General features: G+C 47.7%; 16 protein-coding genes. 13 read left to right on the top strand and 3 right to left on the bottom strand.

Going from position 1 to position 17,325, the window contains the following annotated elements; genetic code table 11:
• The first annotated feature begins 57 nt into the window (after positions 1-57).
• The 13 genes from PP175_RS13435 (at position 58) to PP175_RS13375 (ending at position 14,363) form a co-directional block, all read left to right on the top strand.
• Positions 58-1,743, top strand: a complete 1,686-nt coding sequence (locus tag PP175_RS13435; protein ID WP_272438864.1) for a sigma-54 interaction domain-containing protein — start codon at positions 58-60, stop codon at positions 1,741-1,743.
• Between the two features lie 260 nt (positions 1,744-2,003).
• Positions 2,004-3,155: an acyl-CoA dehydrogenase family protein gene (locus PP175_RS13430; RefSeq protein ID WP_272438863.1), complete on the top strand. Its 1,152-nt coding sequence runs from the start codon at positions 2,004-2,006 to the stop codon at positions 3,153-3,155.
• A 22-nt stretch (positions 3,156-3,177) separates the two neighbouring features.
• Positions 3,178-4,341, top strand: a complete 1,164-nt coding sequence (locus tag PP175_RS13425; RefSeq protein ID WP_272438862.1) for a thiolase family protein — start codon at positions 3,178-3,180, stop codon at positions 4,339-4,341.
• 36 nt (positions 4,342-4,377) lie between these two features.
• The gene (locus PP175_RS13420) at positions 4,378-5,244 is read left to right on the top strand and encodes a 3-hydroxyacyl-CoA dehydrogenase family protein (RefSeq protein WP_272438861.1); all 867 of its coding nucleotides are present in this window, start codon (positions 4,378-4,380) and stop codon (positions 5,242-5,244) included.
• Positions 5,245-5,351: 107 nt separating this feature from the next.
• The gene (locus PP175_RS13415; protein ID WP_272438860.1) at positions 5,352-6,953 is read left to right on the top strand and encodes a long-chain-fatty-acid--CoA ligase; all 1,602 of its coding nucleotides are present in this window, start codon (positions 5,352-5,354) and stop codon (positions 6,951-6,953) included.
• Positions 6,954-6,972: 19 nt separating this feature from the next.
• A complete protein-coding gene (locus tag PP175_RS13410; RefSeq protein WP_272438859.1) occupies positions 6,973-8,154 on the top strand; it encodes a thiolase family protein in 1,182 nt (393 codons plus the stop codon).
• Between the two features lie 42 nt (positions 8,155-8,196).
• Positions 8,197-8,868 carry a CoA transferase subunit A gene (locus tag PP175_RS13405; RefSeq protein WP_272438858.1) on the top strand — a complete coding sequence of 224 codons (672 nt, stop codon included), beginning with the start codon at positions 8,197-8,199 and terminating at the stop codon, positions 8,866-8,868.
• Positions 8,855-9,538: a 3-oxoacid CoA-transferase subunit B gene (locus tag PP175_RS13400; RefSeq protein WP_272438857.1), complete on the top strand. Its 684-nt coding sequence runs from the start codon at positions 8,855-8,857 to the stop codon at positions 9,536-9,538. The genes PP175_RS13405 and PP175_RS13400 overlap by 14 nt, the downstream gene beginning before the upstream one ends.
• A 201-nt stretch (positions 9,539-9,739) precedes the next feature.
• Positions 9,740-10,336, top strand: a complete 597-nt coding sequence (locus PP175_RS13395; protein ID WP_272438856.1) for an acetate uptake transporter — start codon at positions 9,740-9,742, stop codon at positions 10,334-10,336.
• Between the two features lie 231 nt (positions 10,337-10,567).
• Entirely contained in the window at positions 10,568-11,329 is a 762-nt protein-coding gene (gene fabG / locus PP175_RS13390) for a 3-oxoacyl-ACP reductase FabG (RefSeq protein ID WP_272438855.1), read from the top strand.
• Positions 11,330-11,515: 186 nt separating this feature from the next.
• Positions 11,516-12,292 (top strand): enoyl-CoA hydratase/isomerase family protein, encoded by a 777-nt coding sequence (locus PP175_RS13385; RefSeq protein ID WP_272438854.1) that lies wholly within the window; start codon positions 11,516-11,518, stop codon positions 12,290-12,292.
• 48 nt (positions 12,293-12,340) lie between these two features.
• Entirely contained in the window at positions 12,341-13,198 is an 858-nt protein-coding gene (locus tag PP175_RS13380) for a 3-hydroxyacyl-CoA dehydrogenase (RefSeq protein WP_272443260.1), read from the top strand.
• 16 nt (positions 13,199-13,214) lie between these two features.
• On the top strand, positions 13,215-14,363 hold the full coding sequence (locus PP175_RS13375) for an acyl-CoA dehydrogenase family protein (protein ID WP_272438853.1): 1,149 nt from the start codon (positions 13,215-13,217) through the stop codon (positions 14,361-14,363).
• Between the two features lie 55 nt (positions 14,364-14,418).
• Here the strand turns inward: PP175_RS13375 and PP175_RS13370 are convergent, their stop codons facing one another.
• The 3 genes from PP175_RS13370 to PP175_RS13360 form a co-directional block, all read right to left on the bottom strand.
• Entirely contained in the window at positions 14,419-14,736 is a 318-nt protein-coding gene (locus tag PP175_RS13370) for a DUF3870 domain-containing protein (protein ID WP_272438852.1), read from the bottom strand.
• Between the two features lie 83 nt (positions 14,737-14,819).
• Positions 14,820-16,013, bottom strand: a complete 1,194-nt coding sequence (locus PP175_RS13365) for an acyl-CoA dehydrogenase family protein (RefSeq protein ID WP_272443259.1) — start codon at positions 16,011-16,013, stop codon at positions 14,820-14,822.
• 16 nt (positions 16,014-16,029) lie between these two features.
• Positions 16,030-17,214: a CaiB/BaiF CoA transferase family protein gene (locus PP175_RS13360; protein ID WP_272438851.1), complete on the bottom strand. Its 1,185-nt coding sequence runs from the start codon at positions 17,212-17,214 to the stop codon at positions 16,030-16,032.
• Between the last annotated feature and the right edge of the window lie 111 nt (positions 17,215-17,325).

Raw genomic sequence — 17,325 nt, 5'->3', positions numbered from 1 at the left:
AGAAAACCATCAGGTGCACAGGTACGATTTCTTCTGTGGAACAAAAGGAGCAGGGAAATGATAACAATACAAATAGAATGGATTGATAGCCTTCCTTTTCCGGCTGTTGTAACGGATGAGCAAGGCGTGATGCTGACGGCTAATCATTCTTTCTTAAGTTTAGTAGGATCAGCCTTTAGTGGACCGGGTGCTGCGCTTCGTTCTCTATTTGAAGGGTGGAGTGCATTGTCTGCTAACATCGCGCTGGCTGTCTATCAGGACCGGCACTTTCTCCTGTTAAATAAAAAATTCACATGGGATTCACAAGCTTTTCTTCTGCATCTACTGGCGGACGATTCGCAAATTTTTCAGCTGAACCAGCAGATTAGCGCGCTTCATCAAACCAATAAAGAGCTGGATGCCATCATTGAGAGCTCCTATGACGGCATTTACATTACGGACGTATATGGAAAAACCCTCCGGACCAATTCGGCGATTGAGCGGATTACAGGCATACCGAAAAACTATTACATAGGGAAAAACATAGCCTATCTGGTCAACAGGGGCATCGCAAACGAATCCGTGACTTTTAAAGTGCTGAGACAAAAAGAGCCGGCAAGTGTTATTTATAAGAGTGCTGCAGGTAAGGAAACGTTGATTACAGGCAGTCCGGTTTTTAATGACGACGGCGAGGTTGAAAAAGTAGTCACGAACATCCGGGATTTATCTGAACTCAACAATTTGCGCAATGAGCTCGATAAGGTGCGGGAATTAAACACGAAGTACAAAGAAGAACTCGATAAACTGAAAGCCAAAGCACCCAAAAACGGCGATTTTATTGTTGAAAGCGCTACGATGAAAGAAATTTATGAGATGAGTGAACGCATTGCCAATGTGGATGCGACTGTCCTGATACTTGGGGAAACCGGAGTTGGCAAAGATGTACTCGCCAGGCATATTTACCGGGTAGGAAACCGAAGTCAAACCGGTGAATTTATCAAAATTAATTGCGGGGCTATCCCCCATGAACTGTTGGAAACTGAATTGTTCGGTTACGAAGCCGGAGCTTTTACCGGAGCTAGCAAAACAGGAAAGGCGGGCATGTTTGAACTCGCACATAGGGGTGTCCTTTTTCTGGATGAAGTAGGGGAACTGCCGGCTGCGTTGCAGGTAAAACTGCTGCGGGTGATACAGGAGAAACAAATTCAGCGCGTCGGTGGTACTAAACTGAAAAACGTGGATGTACGCGTGATTGCGGCTACCAACCGGAATTTGCGGGAAATGGTCAGCCAGGGCACCTTTAGGGAAGATTTGTTTTATCGGCTAAATGTTCTTCCGATTTCAATACCCCCTTTAAGACAGCGGAGGGATGAGATCCTCCCGCTCATTCATTACTTTTTAGAAAGATTAAACAAAAAGTATGATATATCCAAGCAATTTGACAGCAGTTTGAAAGATTTCTTTTACCATTATTCCTGGCCCGGAAACGTACGAGAGCTGGCCAATCTTGTTGAAAGGCTTATTCTGACCGTAATAGCTAAAATCATTACGGTACAAGACCTGCCAATAGAGTATCAGAATACAGAACCAACAAAGGTGCGCCATTCAACTGAAGTTGTTACGCTAAAAGAAGCGGTAGAAAAAGCGGAACGCGAGTTGTTGGCGCTAGCTATGGAGAAACTGCCCAGTACGTACCGTATTGCTGAGGTGCTGGGAACGAGCCAGCCAACCATCGTACGAAAACTTAAGAAGTATAATCTTTAAAGCACCTTACACGTGCTTTTTTTTGCATTTACATGCCTATTTTTTGTTTGTGCTGAAAACACAGCAAAAGCGATACATTGATGAATCAATGATACAAAATTAATTTACAGGAAAAGGCAGAAATCCTTATCAGAATGATACATTTATGTATCACTCCCCCCGCTAAGCATAGACAACCACTGGAGTGAAGGCTAAGTAAAAGTTGGCACAGCTCTTGCTTAATTAACCAAGTAAAACGAATTGCAGAGGGGACTGACAGAATGATTGCCTTAAACGAAGAGTTGGAACAAATGAGAATAATGATTCGAGATTTTGTGGAATACGAAGTTGAGCCGTATGCCCAACAAATCGAAGAAGAAGATGCGATCCCTGAGCACTTAGTAGAAAAAGCGAAAGAGCTGGGAATGTTTGGGTTAAGCATTCCAGAAGAATACGGTGGAATTGGGTTAAATACATATGGAAAAGCTGTCGTACTGGAGCAGCTGGGCCGTACCCATAACGGATTTGTTTCCCTTATAAGCGCGCACACCGGAATTGGCAGTACAGGTCTGGTAAAGCTTGCTTCGGATTACCTGAAGGAAAAATACTTACCTGAGATGGCAGCAGGCAGAAAAATCGCAGCATTTGCCCTGTCTGAACCGGGAGCCGGCTCCGATGCGACCAATTTGGCAACGAAAGCTGTGAAGAAAGGCGATAAATGGATTCTTAATGGGATGAAGCACTTCATAACGAATGGTCCGATTGCCGATGTTTTCACTGTTTTTGCCGTAACCGATAAAGAAAAAGGAGCGAAGGGCGGCATCACAGCGTTTCTCGTCGAAAAGGAATTTCCAGGTTTGATAGTGGGAAAAGTAGACAAAAAAATGGGTCTTCGCGGTTCGTTTACCTCCCAGATTATTTTTGAAGACTGCGAGGTCCCAGAAGAAAATGTGATTGGGGAAGTTGGGCACGGTTATTCTTCCGCCCTGCGCATTCTTGGGGAGGGGCGGACCACACTTGCCGCCCGTTCAGTTGGCTCATGCGATAAACTTATCGAACTATCCGCCCGCTATGCCCAGGAACGCATACAATTTGGCAGGGCCATTGCCAAGAATCAGGGGATCCAATGGATCATCGCTGAAATGGCGACTGAAACGGAAGCGGCGCGGGCCCTGACATACCGGGCTGCCTCACTGATTGATTCCGGCAATAAAGCGATTAAAGAGGCGTCCATGGCAAAACTATTTGCTACTGAAGTGTTTAACAAGGTAGCGGATAAAGCTGTACAGATCCACGGCGGAATGGGGTATATGGCGGAGTATCCAGTTGAACGTTTCTACCGGGACGCACGCATAACAAAGATATACGAAGGAACGAATGAAATACAGAAGATTATTATTTCACAGCGGGTTCTTGAAGAGTATGCCAAATAGGGAGTGAGAAGGGAGAAATAGCATGAGAGAAGCTGTAATTGTCTCAGCGGTTCGCACGCCAATTGCTAGAATGAGAGGAAGTTTACAGCATGTACCCCCGGCTGAGTATGGGGGAGTGGTGATCAGGGAGGCTCTGGAGCGGGTGCAGGTGTCTGGCGAAGAAGTAGAAGATGTGATTTTTGGAAATTGCCTTGGGGGTGGGGGAAACATTGCCCGGCTATCCCTGCTTGAAGCCGGGCTGCCTCTGTCGACACCGGGCATTACGATCGACCGGCAGTGCGGCTCAGGAATGAACGCAGTTGCGCTTGCTGCCGAAGCGATTCTGGCAGGCAGTGGATCGATTTTTGTTGCGGGTGGTACAGAAAGTATGACACGTGCCCCCTATTTAATGGCACCGCCACAGCAGGCGTTTGATAGAACGCCGCCTGCCTTTGTCCGCCGGCAGCTGTCAACGGATTCTATTGGAGATCCGCCTATGGGGATTACAGCTGAAAATCTTGCTGAACAGTACAGCATTAGCCGGGAAGAACAGGACAGGTTTGCCCTGGCCAGCCAGCAAAAAATGAAAGCTGCCGTGGAGAATGGTATTTTTAAGGAGCAAATTGTCCCCATCTCCCTTAAAGGAAAAAAAGGGGAGACCGTTCTATTTGAGCGGGACGAACACCCGAGACCGGAAACAACCCGTGAAGGACTGGCGAAGTTAAAACCTGTGTTTAAACCAGAAGGAACCGTCACAGCTGGGAACTCATCCGGCGTAAACGATGGCGCCTCAGCGCTGGTGTTGATGGCGGGTGATGAAGCAGTGCGCAGGGGGCTTGAGCCGTTAGCCCGCATCACGTACTGGGCAGTAGCGGGTGTAGATCCGAACATTATGGGCATTGGACCCGTTCCGGCTACCCGCAAAGTATTGCAGAAAGCGGGATTAACACTAAACGATATGGACTTGATAGAAATAAATGAAGCGTTTGCTGCCCAGGTACTTGCCTGTGATAGGGAGTTTCATTTTGACTGGGATAAGGTGAACGTATTAGGCGGCGCCATTGCACATGGCCATCCGATTGCGGCAACCGGCGGAATGCTTGTGACTAAGCTCGCATATGAGATGAAGCGCAGGGATGTAAAGCGGGGGCTTGTAACTGCATGCATTGGTGGTGGCCAGGGCATCGCCTTAATCCTGGAAAGATAGTTTTCAATACAAATAACTAATAGAGGGTGATATAAGATGAATGTGGAGCAAATCCAGCAAATTGCTGTTATCGGCTCAGGTGCGATGGGCTCGCAAATTGCCATGGTATGCGCGCTGGCAGGCTATTCTGTGTATTTACAGGATACTAGCAGGGAAAGTCTCGATAAAGCAAAGAGTTCCTTGGAGTTTCATATGAAACGGCGGATTGACAAAGGCAAATTGTCAGCGAGAGAAGTAGATGAAGCATTTTCCAGACTAAATTTTGTTATGTCTCTGGAGGAAGCAGTGCGGGATACGGATTTTGTCATCGAGGCTATCGTAGAGAAGCTGGAAGCAAAGCGTGAATTATTTGCTGCGGTTGACCGGCTAGCGCCTGCCCATGCCATTATAGCCACCAACAGTTCCACCATTGTAAGTTCGAAAATTGCTGATGCCACGAACCGGCCGGAGCAAGTATGCAATATGCACTTCTTCAACCCTGTGCTTGTGATGGAATTGGTGGAGGTTGTGCAGGGGCCGCACACATCAGAACAAACAGCCCAAACCACGGTAGAACTGACGCGAAGGATTCACAAAACGCCTATTTTATTAACAACAGAAATCTCCGGCTTTGTCGCAAACCGCATTCTCGGTAAGCTGATGGATGAAGCCCTCTACTTATTGGAAAACGGAATTGCTACTGCTGAAGAGATCGACTTGGCATGCACGAAGGCGCTAAATCATCCAATTGGACCTTTCGCCCTTATCGATTTAACTGGAATTGATGTGCACTACCTGATACGCATGCAGCGTTATGAAGAAACAGGAGACGAAAGGGCAAAACCTTCCAGTATTGTAACGGAGAAATATCTTAAGGGAGAGCTGGGCCGAAAAACAGGAAAGGGTTTTTATACGTATTCATAACGAGTCTGTCACAGTAAGTTCGATAACGATTAGTTTTGAAAGCGCTGTCTATCATGGGCGGCTCCCGTATACTCGAAAAAAACGGCTAATAGAATGGAGTGCAAAGTATGGAGAAAAGACCCTGGCATTCTTTTTATCCATCAAGTGTTCCGAATAAAATAGAAATACCAGATATTTCTATTTACCACTTTTTGGAGCGTTCCGCAGAAGATTATCCCGATTATGAAGCCGTTGTGGACGGAGACCGGACTCTTACCTACCGCGAGCTTAAGACCTATACCCGTCGAGCAGCTGCGCATCTTCATCAGCTTGGTTTTCGCAAGGAAGATCGGATTGCCCTTATCCTGCCAAATTCAATGGAGTACGTGATTGCCTACTATACGGCCCAGCTCTTAGGTGGAGTGGTTGTGCAGGTAAATCCGATGTACCAAAAAAGTGAATTGGCGTTTATGTTTGAAGATTCTCAGGCGCGTTGGTTAATCGGCCATTATGATGTAAAACAACGGATAGATTCCATTCCTTACTGTAAGAATATGGCGAAGATTTACGTTGAAGGCGGATCGTTTATTGGGGAAGATGGATTGGGTTTTTCCCAACTGTTGGCCCCTATTGATAGAGAACTGACTCCGACCCTGGTTCATCCAAAAAAAGATATCGCTGTTTTGCAGTATACAGGAGGTACAACCGGGCGATCGAAAGGAGCTATGTTAACCCACTTTAATATCGTTGCAAATGTTTACCAGAGTTACACCACCTTTAATGGAGTGTTCAAACGGCCTGGTGAACGAGTGCTAAGCATCTCTCCCTTTTTTCATGTGTACGGCATGAATAATTGTATGAATCTATCGATCTTCGGGGCCTCAACTATTATTTGTATGCGCAGGTTTGAAGTTAACCATGCCATCGATTTAATTAAAAAATACCAGCCTACCTTTTTCCCGGGTGTACCCACCATGTATATTGGACTACTGCACCATCCGGAGGCGGCCCAGGCAGGACTGGAATCGATTAAAGTGTGCAACAGCGGTTCGGCTCCTATGCCGGTAGAGTTAATGAAAGAATTTGAAGCCAAAACTGGAGCCGTTATTATGGAAGGATACGGTTTATCCGAAGCTTCACCTGTTACACACCGCAATCCTATAGGAGGCGTGCGAAAACCCGGAACGATTGGAATTCCGCTGCCGAACACAGATAGCAAAATCGTTGATCTGGATACAGGAACAATTGAACTTGAGAAGGGTGAACCAGGTGAACTCATTGTAAAAGGACCCCAAGTAATGAAAGGGTACTGGAGGCGCCCTGAAGAAACGGCATCAGCGCTTAGGGATGGCTGGCTTTACACAGGTGATATTGCAACAATGGACGAAGACGGGTATTTCACCATAGTTGGCAGGAAGAAAGAGCTCATTATATCAGGTGGTTATAATATTTATCCCAACGAAGTTGAGGAGATTCTTTATCAGCATCCGGATGTCAAGGAAGTCTGTGCCTTTGGTGTGCCGGATACATACAGAGGTGAAGCTGTTAAAGCGGCAGTTGTGCTCCGGGAAGGTGCTTTTCTGCAAGAAGACCAGTTGATCAGCTGGTGCACGGCAATGATGGCCAAATATAAAGTGCCTAAATCGATAGAATTTCTGCAGCAACTTCCGAAAACAGCGGTCGGCAAGCTGTTGCGGCGAAAACTGGTGGAAGCTGAAAAACCAAAATAAAGGACAAGTAGGTGGCAAAATGGACAAAGATGTTGTAATTGTATCGGCAGTTCGAACAGCAGTTGGCAAATTCGGAGGAACCCTGAAGGATTTAAATTCCGGCCAACTAGGGGCAGTTGTGATCGAAGAAGCGGTTCGCCGCGCCGGTATCTCACCTGATATGGTGAATGAAGTCATCATGGGTGAGGTTCGCCAATCGTCCGAGTCATCTAATATGGCACGGGTGGCGGCGCTGCGTGCCGGTATCTCTGAATCGGCTTCAGCGTACACGGTGAATCGGTTATGTGCTTCCGGCATGCAGGCGGTTGCGTCCGCCGTACAGCAAATCGTGTTTGGGCAAGCGGATATTGCTGTAGCTGGCGGGGCAGAAAGTTTAAGCTGTTCCCCAATTTATTTACGCAATTCCCGTTTTGGCGAAGGAAACCCATTTATTATCGATTCTAACCTGGAAAATGGTCAGCAGCCTATCGAAACATACGGGAACCAGCTCGGGATGGGAATTACGGCAGAAAATGTAGCGGAAAGATATAGCGTTACAAGAGAGGATCAGGATGCTTTCGCCCTGCACAGTCAGGAGAAAGCGGCTGCCGCTATTCAGGATGGAAGGTTCAAGGATGAAATCGTACCGGTCGAAGTCAAGCAAAAAAAGAAAACGGTTTTATTTGATACCGACGAATTTCCCCGGCAAACTTCGTTACAGCAGCTCGCGGCATTAAAGCCTGCCTTTAAGCAGGGTGGCACTGTTACCGCAGGAAATGCCTGCGGCAGAAATGATGGCGCAGCAGCAATGGTGCTCATTCAGCGTGACAAAGCTCGGGCTCTTGGGCTTACGCCTCTCGTACGCATTGTCGACTGGGCGGTTTCAGGTGTTTCACCTGAAGTGATGGGAATTGGGCCGGTGTCTGCTATCCAAAAGCTGCTGCAGAGAACGGGTATGCGCTTATCTGATTTTCCATTAATTGAATTAAATGAAGCTTTTGCCGCCCAATCCCTTGCCGTCATCAGGGAAGCTCAGTTGGATATGGATACCGTAAACGTGAACGGCGGAGCGATCGCCCTGGGGCATCCGCTGGGAGCAACTGGCGCAAAAATCATGACAACCCTGCTATATGAAATGAAGCGGCGCAAGGAACAGTTCGGCATGGCTACACTTTGTGTCGGTGGTGGACAGGGAATGGCAATTGCCATCGAACAGCTTTAAAAAATTCTGTAGGAACGAATGGCAGGAAAGGGGAAAGCGGAGATGCCGGTAAAGTTCATGACAGCAAATGAGGCCGTTTCTTTAATATCAGATGGGTGCTCGATTATGGTTGGAGGGTTTGGATTATCGGGTCAACCGCTTTACCTGGTGGATGCTTTACTTGAGACGAATGTGCGTGACCTCACCATCATTAGCAACAATGTCGGACAACAAGCGCAGGGCATTGGTAAATTGCTGCTGGAAAACCGCATTAGAAAAGCGATCGGAACGTATTTCACAAGCAATCCGGACGTCTCGCGCTTTAAGCGGGAAGGCATGCTTGAGGTGGAATTGATTCCGCAGGGCACATTTAGTGAAGCGATACGCCTGGGAGGTAGCGGGATTCGCGCTTTTTACACCCGGACTGCAGCGGGGACATTACTGGCAGAGAACAAAGAGACAAAGACTTTTGACGGGGTAGAGTATGTGCTGGAGGAAAGTTTGCGCGCTGATGTCGCGTTGATCAAAGCTCATAAGGCAGATCGGCATGGAAATCTGATTTATTATAAGACAGCCCGCAACTTTAATCCAATTATGGCGATGGCAGCTGCGCTCACCATTGTAGAGGTGGATGAAATTGTTGAGGCAGGCGAGCTGGATCCGGAAGCAGTAATTACTCCGCATATTTTTGTGGATGTGGTTGTTAAGAGGGAGGCGCCTCATGAACGATTATAAACATTATATAGCCTGGCGTGCTGCTCAGGAGTTTGAAGATGGGGATATCGTAAACTTAGGGATTGGCATACCCGTTCTTGTCGCCGACTATCTTCCACAGGGTCGCGACATTATTCTTCACTCAGAAAACGGGATTCTCGGTGTAGGACCTACCCCGGCTCCAGCCGAGCACGATCCCGATCTCATTAATGCGAGCAAGCTTCCTATATCAGAAAATTGCGGAGCCTCTTATTTTGATTCCGCTTTATCGTTTGCTATGATGCGGGGCGGCCATATCGATAAAACGGTCATCGGGGCTCTGCAAATCAGTGAAAGAGGAGACATTGCAAACTGGGCTATCCCCGGAAAGGATGTGCTGGGGGTAGGGGGAGCCATGGATCTAATTGTCGGCGCAAAAACCGTTATTGTCGCCTCCACCCACCTATCGCCACAGGGAGAACCAAAAATTTTGCCGTTGTGTACATACCCGCTTACGGCAAAGGAAGAAGTGGATATCTTGATAACTGAATTCTCCGTTTTTTCTTTCCGAGGAGGGCAGATGGTTTTAGAAGAGTTAGTAGACGATCTTACGCTTAGCGAGCTTAAAGAAATTACACCTGCGCATTATGTTTTATCCGACACTTTCCGAGTCGTGAAGCGGCCTGAAATCTTTCATAATGTACACACATGATAACGTGCCGGGTGTGCTTAAGCTAACTGATTAGATAATACCGCGCTATTGCACATAAAAGCCTGCTATTTGTTAATGAATCAATGAAAGGGGGTGACCGTTATGCGCTAATAAAACCGGTGTTGTGCTTCTGAAGCATCTGTAATGCGAATGGCCAATCGTGAAACAGGAGTATTTCTTAATTAAGAAGGAGTGACCGATATGATCGAACAAAAAAAATTAGCGGATCCCAGCACTTTGGGCCTCGCTGCGTTTGTAGTTTCCCAGTCGCTATTAAACATTCCGAATGCCCACCTTGTTCCCGTATCTGCCACTCCATTATTTCTTACCGTCGCCCTGATTTGCGGCGGCTGTATTCAACTACTGTGTGCGATTTTCGAATACGCGCGCGGCCATCGATTTGGGATGACTACGTTTGGGATATATGGCGGGTTCTTTATTTCACTTGGCTTATTCGTATATTTTGAGCTCAACGGTATTTTAAAATTTGGCCATGCTTCCGGAACGGCCCTTGGCACATTCCTCCTGGTGTGGGCGATCCTTACAATACCGTTTACGATGGCTTCATTCCGGGAAAGCAAACCGTTTGGCTGGATGTTTTTATTTGTCGAGTTAGCTTTTATTGGCGGAACACTTAGTGAATTAGCAGGTGTCAACTCGGCCTTTGGCGGGTGGGCAGGCATTATTTCTTCTGCCATTGGCTTGTACCTGGTGTACAGGGGCTTAATGGAAGCGACAGAGCAAAGTAAGGTACACGTCGTACAACCGCTTAATTCGTACGCCGATAGCTTGAACTAACCCTTCATACATCGGGATACGGTGTGTAGGGGGTATGTCTACTATCCCCTAAAAAACAGCCGGGCATATGCCCGGTCCTTCTCTTGAACGGGTCTATGATTTAATACGTGAGAATGACATAGACCTTTTTTTTAAAGGAAAAGTGGTTGAAAAGGATGATGAATTATGAAGAAACTATGGCATGATTTCTATCCCGAAAAATGAATACGCTGCGCGGGACGGTGGAGTAGAATGGGACGTTTAAACGGAAGAGTGGCGGTGGTAACAGGTGCAGGCAGAGGAATTGGCAAAGCGATTGCATTATGTTTAGGTAACGAAGGCGCCGCTGTTTGTTTGCTAGATAACAATGAGGAAATGCTCATGCAGGCGCAGGATGAAATCAAACAGGCAGGGTGCAAATCGCTTGCCATAAAGGCGGATGTTACCAATTGGCCTGAATTGGAACAAGCGTTTCTTGCGGTGCATCAGTTCTTTGGTTCCGTTGATATTCTTGTCAATAACGCCGGTGTTATCCGGGATAACTTGTTTTATAAAATGAGTGAAAATGATTGGGACGTGGTGATGGAGGTCCATCTCAAGGGTGCTTTCTACTGCAGTCAAATCGCCCAGAAATATATGGTAGAACAGGGGTATGGCCGGATCATTAATATTTCTTCTACGTCTGCTTTAGGCAATCGCGGGCAGGCCAACTATTCCACTGCAAAAGCAGGCCTCCAGGGTCTAACGAAAACACTGGCCATTGAGCTTGGGAAATATGGCATAACAGTTAACGCCATTGCCCCGGGATTTATCGAATCGGAGATGACCCGCGCAACAGCTGCACGCCTGGGTGTGGATTTTGACGATATGATAAAAAGCCGCATCGCAGAAATTGCCGTAAGACGCAGCGGCAAGCCGGAAGATATTGCGAATGCGGCTCTGTTTTTTGCGCAGGACACATCTTCATTCGTAAGCGGCCAGGTACTGTATGTAGCCGGTGGGCCCAAAGCTTGAATGAGAGGATGATACAAAAACGCATCATAATTCAAAATTGAATCGGTTTTTCAATAAAGAATCCGATTCCGCTGCTGGAACCCCATATTTTAAAGCTGGCATCATTTTTGCATTACATAAGTTTCATAGAGACCACTATCCAAATCTGTGAGACGATGTAATGATGACCCTAAAGGAGGAAAGCGGATGGCGTATCAGAATATTTTGCTGCAGAAAGAAGGGGCAATTGGAATCATCAAAATCAACCGTCCGGATGTCCGCAACGCGCTGGATGGCACAACCGTGCAGGAAATGAGAGCGGCGCTGCAAACGCTTGAAGGCGACAAAGACACGAGTGTGATCGTGTTTACTGGAGAAGGGGAGAAGTCGTTTGCGGCAGGCGCAGATATACGGCAACTGAGGGAAAAAAACGCCCTGGATGCCCTGGCTCCAGGCATGTCCGCCTTTTATAGGGAAGTGGAAAACAGCAGCAAAGCTACGATTGCAGCGATTAACGGATTTGCGCTCGGCGGTGGGTGTGAGCTCGCCATGGCATGTGACATTCGCATTGCAGCTGAACATGCAAAAATCGGCTTGCCCGAATTAAATCTGTCGATTATTCCGGGTGCGGGCGGCACGCAGCGGCTTGCACGCCTTGTCGGAAAGGGCCGGGCGCTGGATATGATTTTAACCGGTGAAATGATTTCAGCCGCTCAGGCAGAGCAAATAGGCCTCGTATCGCAGTGCGTTCCAGCTGGGCAATTGTGGGAAGCAGTCAAGGCAAAAGCAGAAAAAATAATGAGTAAAGGTCCACTGGCTATTCGCCTGGCTAAGATCGTAGTGAATCAAGGTTTTGATCTGGACATGGGTTCAGCCTTAATGGTGGAGAAACTAGCGCAGGCGGTGTTATTTAACTCAGAGGACAAAGATAAAGGTACGCAGGCTTTTCTGGATAAGCGACAGGCACATTTCCAGGGCCGGTAGAAAAATTGTTGCTGCGAGCGGAGGAGGAGTGATATGAAGACACCAGCTATCAACCGTATTGTTGTGGTGGGCAGCGGCACCATGGGAAGGGGTATCGCCTATGCCGCTGCGGTTGCGGGCTATATGGTTACGCTGCAGGATGTGTCGGCACAGGCCATCGAACAAGCCAGGCGGTATATCGAGAAAGAAGCGGCCAAAAGTGCCGCAAAAGGCTTTATAACAGATAAACAAAAAGACCAGGCACTTGAGCAATTGTTGTATACTACTGACCTGGCAGCCGCGGCCCGCGAGGCAGACCTCGCCATCGAAGCAATCATTGAGGTGATGGAGGCAAAAATCGAAGTGTTTCGGACACTCGATGAATACGCCCCCCGCCATGCAATATTAGCCACCAACACATCCACCATGAGCCCAACAGAAATTGCGGCTTCTACGTCCAGACCGGAACAGTGTATCGCCATGCACTTCTTCAATCCGGTACATAAAATGAAACTTGTTGAGCTGATTCGGGGACTGGATACATCGGATGCCACTGTAGCCGTGGTAAGAGACGTTGCAGAAAGAATGGGAAAAGAAACGGTGGAAGTCAATGAGTTTCCGGGGTTCGTCACCAGCCGAATGAATTGTCTCATTGGCAATGAAGCGATGAATATGTTGATGGAAGGCGTTGCTTCTGCCATGGATATTGATAAAGCGCTAAAACTGGGCCTCAACCATCCGATGGGACCGCTTGAACTGGCTGATCTTGTCGGACTAGATGCCCGTTTACGCAACATGGAGTATTTATACAAGCATCTTGGCGAGAAATACCGTCCATCTCCCATTCTTGTCAAATACGTAAAAGCAGGGCGGCTTGGCCGTAAATCAGGAAAAGGTTTTTATACGTACAGCGATGAATCCAAATAACAGAGGGGGTCTTCCCATGGTTGTACAGGTATCAGAAGACATTGAACTCATTAGGCAGAACGTCCGGGATTTTATTGAACATGAAGTGGAACCGGTAGCGATGGAGATCGAAGAACAGGATGAAATTCCGCAGCGAATTCTCGAGATGTCAAAAGAAATGGGCCTTTTCGGGCTAAGTATTCCAGAAGAATACGGCGGCCTTGGAATCGGCATGGTTGGCAAGTGCGCGGTCTACGAGGAACTGGGAAAAACGCACAACGGGTATACAACAGTTATCGGTGCGCATACCGGTATCGGCTCGGTTGGAATCGTCGAAATGGGGAATGAAGCCCAAAAACGCAAGTACCTGCCTGCCATGGCGAGGGGAGAAAAAATCGGCGCTTTTGCTTTAACAGAACCAAGCGCCGGATCGCATGCGACCAATTTGAAGACAACAGCTGTTAAAAAGGGCGATAGATATATTTTAAATGGCAGTAAGCATTACATTACAAATGCGCCGATTGCGGATGTGTTTACGGTTATGGCGGTAACCGATCCTGCCAAAGGAGCAAAAGGGATTACATCCTTTATTGTGGAAAAGGATTTTCCTGGCTTTCATGTCGGGAAAATCGAGAAAAAGATGGGCCTGCGCGGTTCTCATTCGGCGGAGTTATTCTTTGAAGAATGTGAGGTGCCTGCTGAAAATGTATTGGGTTTGGAAGGGGAGGGCTATGTTAATGCGCTCAAAATTTTGGCAAATGGCCGGGCGGGTTTAGCCGCAAGAAACCTCGGCTCCTGCCAAAAACTGCTCGATATGTGTATGAAGCACACACAGGAACGCATTCAGTTTGGAAAGCCTATTTTTGAACAGCAGATTATCCAGCATTATCTTGCTGAGATGGCACTTGATATTGAAACACTGCGCTGCATGACGTATAAAGTAGCGTGGATGGTGGACGAGCAGATGAAAGTGATAAAGGAAGCCGCTATGGTGAAGCTGCTGGGATCCGAGGTATACAATCGGGTAGCCGATAAGGCGGTGCAAATCCACGGGGGAATTGGCTATGTTTCTGAATTCCCGGTTGAACGTTTTTACCGCGATGCGCGAATCACAAAAATTTATGAAGGAACATCAGAGATTCAAAAAAACATCATTGCGGCTCAGTTAAAGAAGGAATATCAATAATTCCTTCACTAAAAGATGAGAGAAAAGGGACGGTGCCGAGCCGTCCATTTTTCATTTACAAGGGTGCATGTTCCAGGGCAAGATATTGCGTGTGCAAATCCCGCAGCGCAGCGACCAGGGCGTTGGTTGCCTTCCCTCGGTAGTAGCACAGCACCGCTTGTATCGGTTCTTCAATTCCGTCCTTTAGGCTGTAACCTCTAAGCAGCCTCTGTACAAAATCGCGTCCATGTTGCGTGGCCAGCGTACAGGAGGCGTCAACGATCACCCCGTATCTTTTATCTACCTCCGCTGTTATCGTCAGTGAATCAAAAACAACCTTAGCGGCCATTCCCTGTGGCAGCCGTGCATGTCCGGCAATAAAGTATGTATTCAAACGGATCACCTCCAGAATTTGTATAGGCTGTAACAATCGTATAAAAAAAAGGATCCCCTCGCAAGGGGATCCACTAGAACAAGTTAATCTGTTAAACTCCATGCAGGCAACATCTGTCTGAGTGGCTTATCCTGCCGGTAGCCAAGTGCGTATTCAGCCTGCATAATCGTATGGATCTCCCGCGTGCCTTCATAGATAACGGGCGCTTTTGCATTACGTAAAAAGCGTTCTACCGGATATTCATTGGAATATCCGTAAGCCCCATGGACTTGTACAGCGTCGTTTGCTGCTTCGAATGCTGCATCACACGCAATCCATTTGGCTAAGGATGTTTCTTTTGTACTGCGCTTGCCTTGATTCTTGAGCCAGCCGGCACGGTATACGAGAAGCCGGGAGATTTCCAGGTTAGCGGACATCTTGGCAATCATTTGCTGAACCAGTTGATGCCTGCCGATTTCTTTGCCAAATGTTTTTCGTTCATGGCAGTATTTAAGGCTCGCTTCTAAGCTCGCTTCAATTAATCCGCAGGCACCAGCCGCTACGGTGAAGCGCCCATTATCAAGCGCAGACATGGCAATTTTAAATCCTTCTCCCTCTTGCCCAACCAGGTTTTCTGCAGGTACACGAACTTCCTCCAGAAAGACTTCGCCTGTATTGCCGGCACGAATGCCCAGCTTTCCTTTGAAACCCCTGGTTGTAACGCCAGGGAAGGTGCGCTCCACGATAAAGCAGCTTATTCCATGATGTCCTTTGTCTTTGTCTGTTTTGGCAAAAATCAGAAAATGGTCTGCCACATCGCATAATGAAATCCAGGTCTTGGAACCATTGATAATGTAGTCGTTGCCAACCCGCCTGGCCGTCGTTTGCATAGCGGCCACATCAGAACCCGCATTTGGTTCTGTTAAGCCAAAGGCTCCAATCTTTTCGCCGCGGGCCTGTGGAATGAGATACTTCTGTTTGTGAAATTCGTCGCCCCATTGAAGCAGGGTCATACTGTTTAAGCCGGTATGGACGGAAACAGCCGTGCGAAATGCCGTATCGCCGCGTTCCAGTTCATCACAGACAATCGCTAAGGTGTTATAGTCCATTCCCGATCCGCCGTATTCCTCAGGTATACACACCCCCATCAGCTGTAGATCCGCCAGCCTCTTCATAATTTCAACTTCAAAGTGCCCCGTTGCATCCCATTCCTGGATAAAGGGAATGATCTCGCGGTCAACAAAGGTGCGCACAAGTTTTTTTACAGCTTCCTGCTCTTCAGTTAAAGCAAAGTTCATCATCGGTTTCTGCCTCCTAAATGTCTTGTTTTTCCCGCATCGAGCGGATATCTTCCGCTGAGTATCCCAGCTTTTTTAAAACCTGATCGGTATGCTCGCCGTACAGCGGCGGATGTCTTTGGATCTCCACTGGAGTTCTGGAGAGTTTAAGCGGACTTCCGATGAGCCTGATCGTTTCGGCAGTGGGGTGCGCCATCTCAACGACCATTTGTCTGGCGTGAACTTGTGGATCTTCAAACAATGCTTTCATATCGTTGATTGGCCCGTTTGGAACACCAGCTTCTTTAAATAATGTTGTCCACTCCCTGGCGGGCCTTTTTTTCAAGGCAGCAGCAATCCGGTTTACCAATTCATCTTTATGCTCTACGCGCCTGGCATTCGTGCTGAACTTATCATCATCAGCCAGCTCCGCCAAACCAATGATATGGGTGAACTTTCTAAACTGGGCGTCGTTTCCTACGGCGACCACCATTTCTTGATCAGCGGTCGGGAATACTTGATAGGGGACTATGTTAGGGTGCTGATTTCCCAGCCGCTTCGGCACAACACCCGTTATCAGGTAGTTGCTTGCTACGTTAACCAGGGCGGAGATTTGCGAATCAAATAAGGAAATATCGATGCATTGGCCCCGTCCTGAATGATTTCTTTCGTGCAGAGCCGCTAAAATGCCGATCGTTGTATACAAGCCAGTTAACACATCGGCGATGGCAACCCCCACTTTAAGAGGCCCCGAAGAGTCACCGCCAGTAATGCTCATCAGTCCGCCCATGGCTTGAATGATATAGTCGTAGCCAGCATCGTCCTTGTAAGGGCCGTTACTGCCGAATCCAGTGATTGAAGCTAAGATAATTTGCGGGTTGATCTCCTTTAGCACGTCATAGCCCAGGCCAAGCTTATCCAGTGTACCGGTCTTGAAGTTTTGGACGACAACATCTGCATCGCGCACCAGCTGTTTAACGATCTCTTTTCCCTTTGCCGATTTAAGGTTCAGGGTGATGGCTCTTTTGTTGCGATTCGCAGACAGATAATAGGCGCTCTCGCCACCCACAAACGGCGGCCCCCATTCGCGTGTATCGTCTTTATTGTGGGAACCCTCGACCTTAATGACTTCCGCGCCCAGATCGCCCAGCGTCATCGTGCAGAAAGGCCCGGCAAGTACGCGAGTCAGATCGAGGATGGTGATTCCATCCAAAGCCCCCATGGTATCACGCCTCCTTTCTAGTGACGGCAAAAATAAAAGCCAGTCAAACCGCATCAAAAAATAAACGCAGTTTAACTGGCTATAGTTCGTGAAAAGTCTTCGGGAAGAAGA

Source organism: Aneurinibacillus sp. Ricciae_BoGa-3, assembly GCF_028421645.1.
Lineage (GTDB): Bacteria > Bacillota > Bacilli > Aneurinibacillales > Aneurinibacillaceae > Aneurinibacillus_B.
This window is presented reverse-complemented; position numbering and strand designations above follow the sequence as displayed.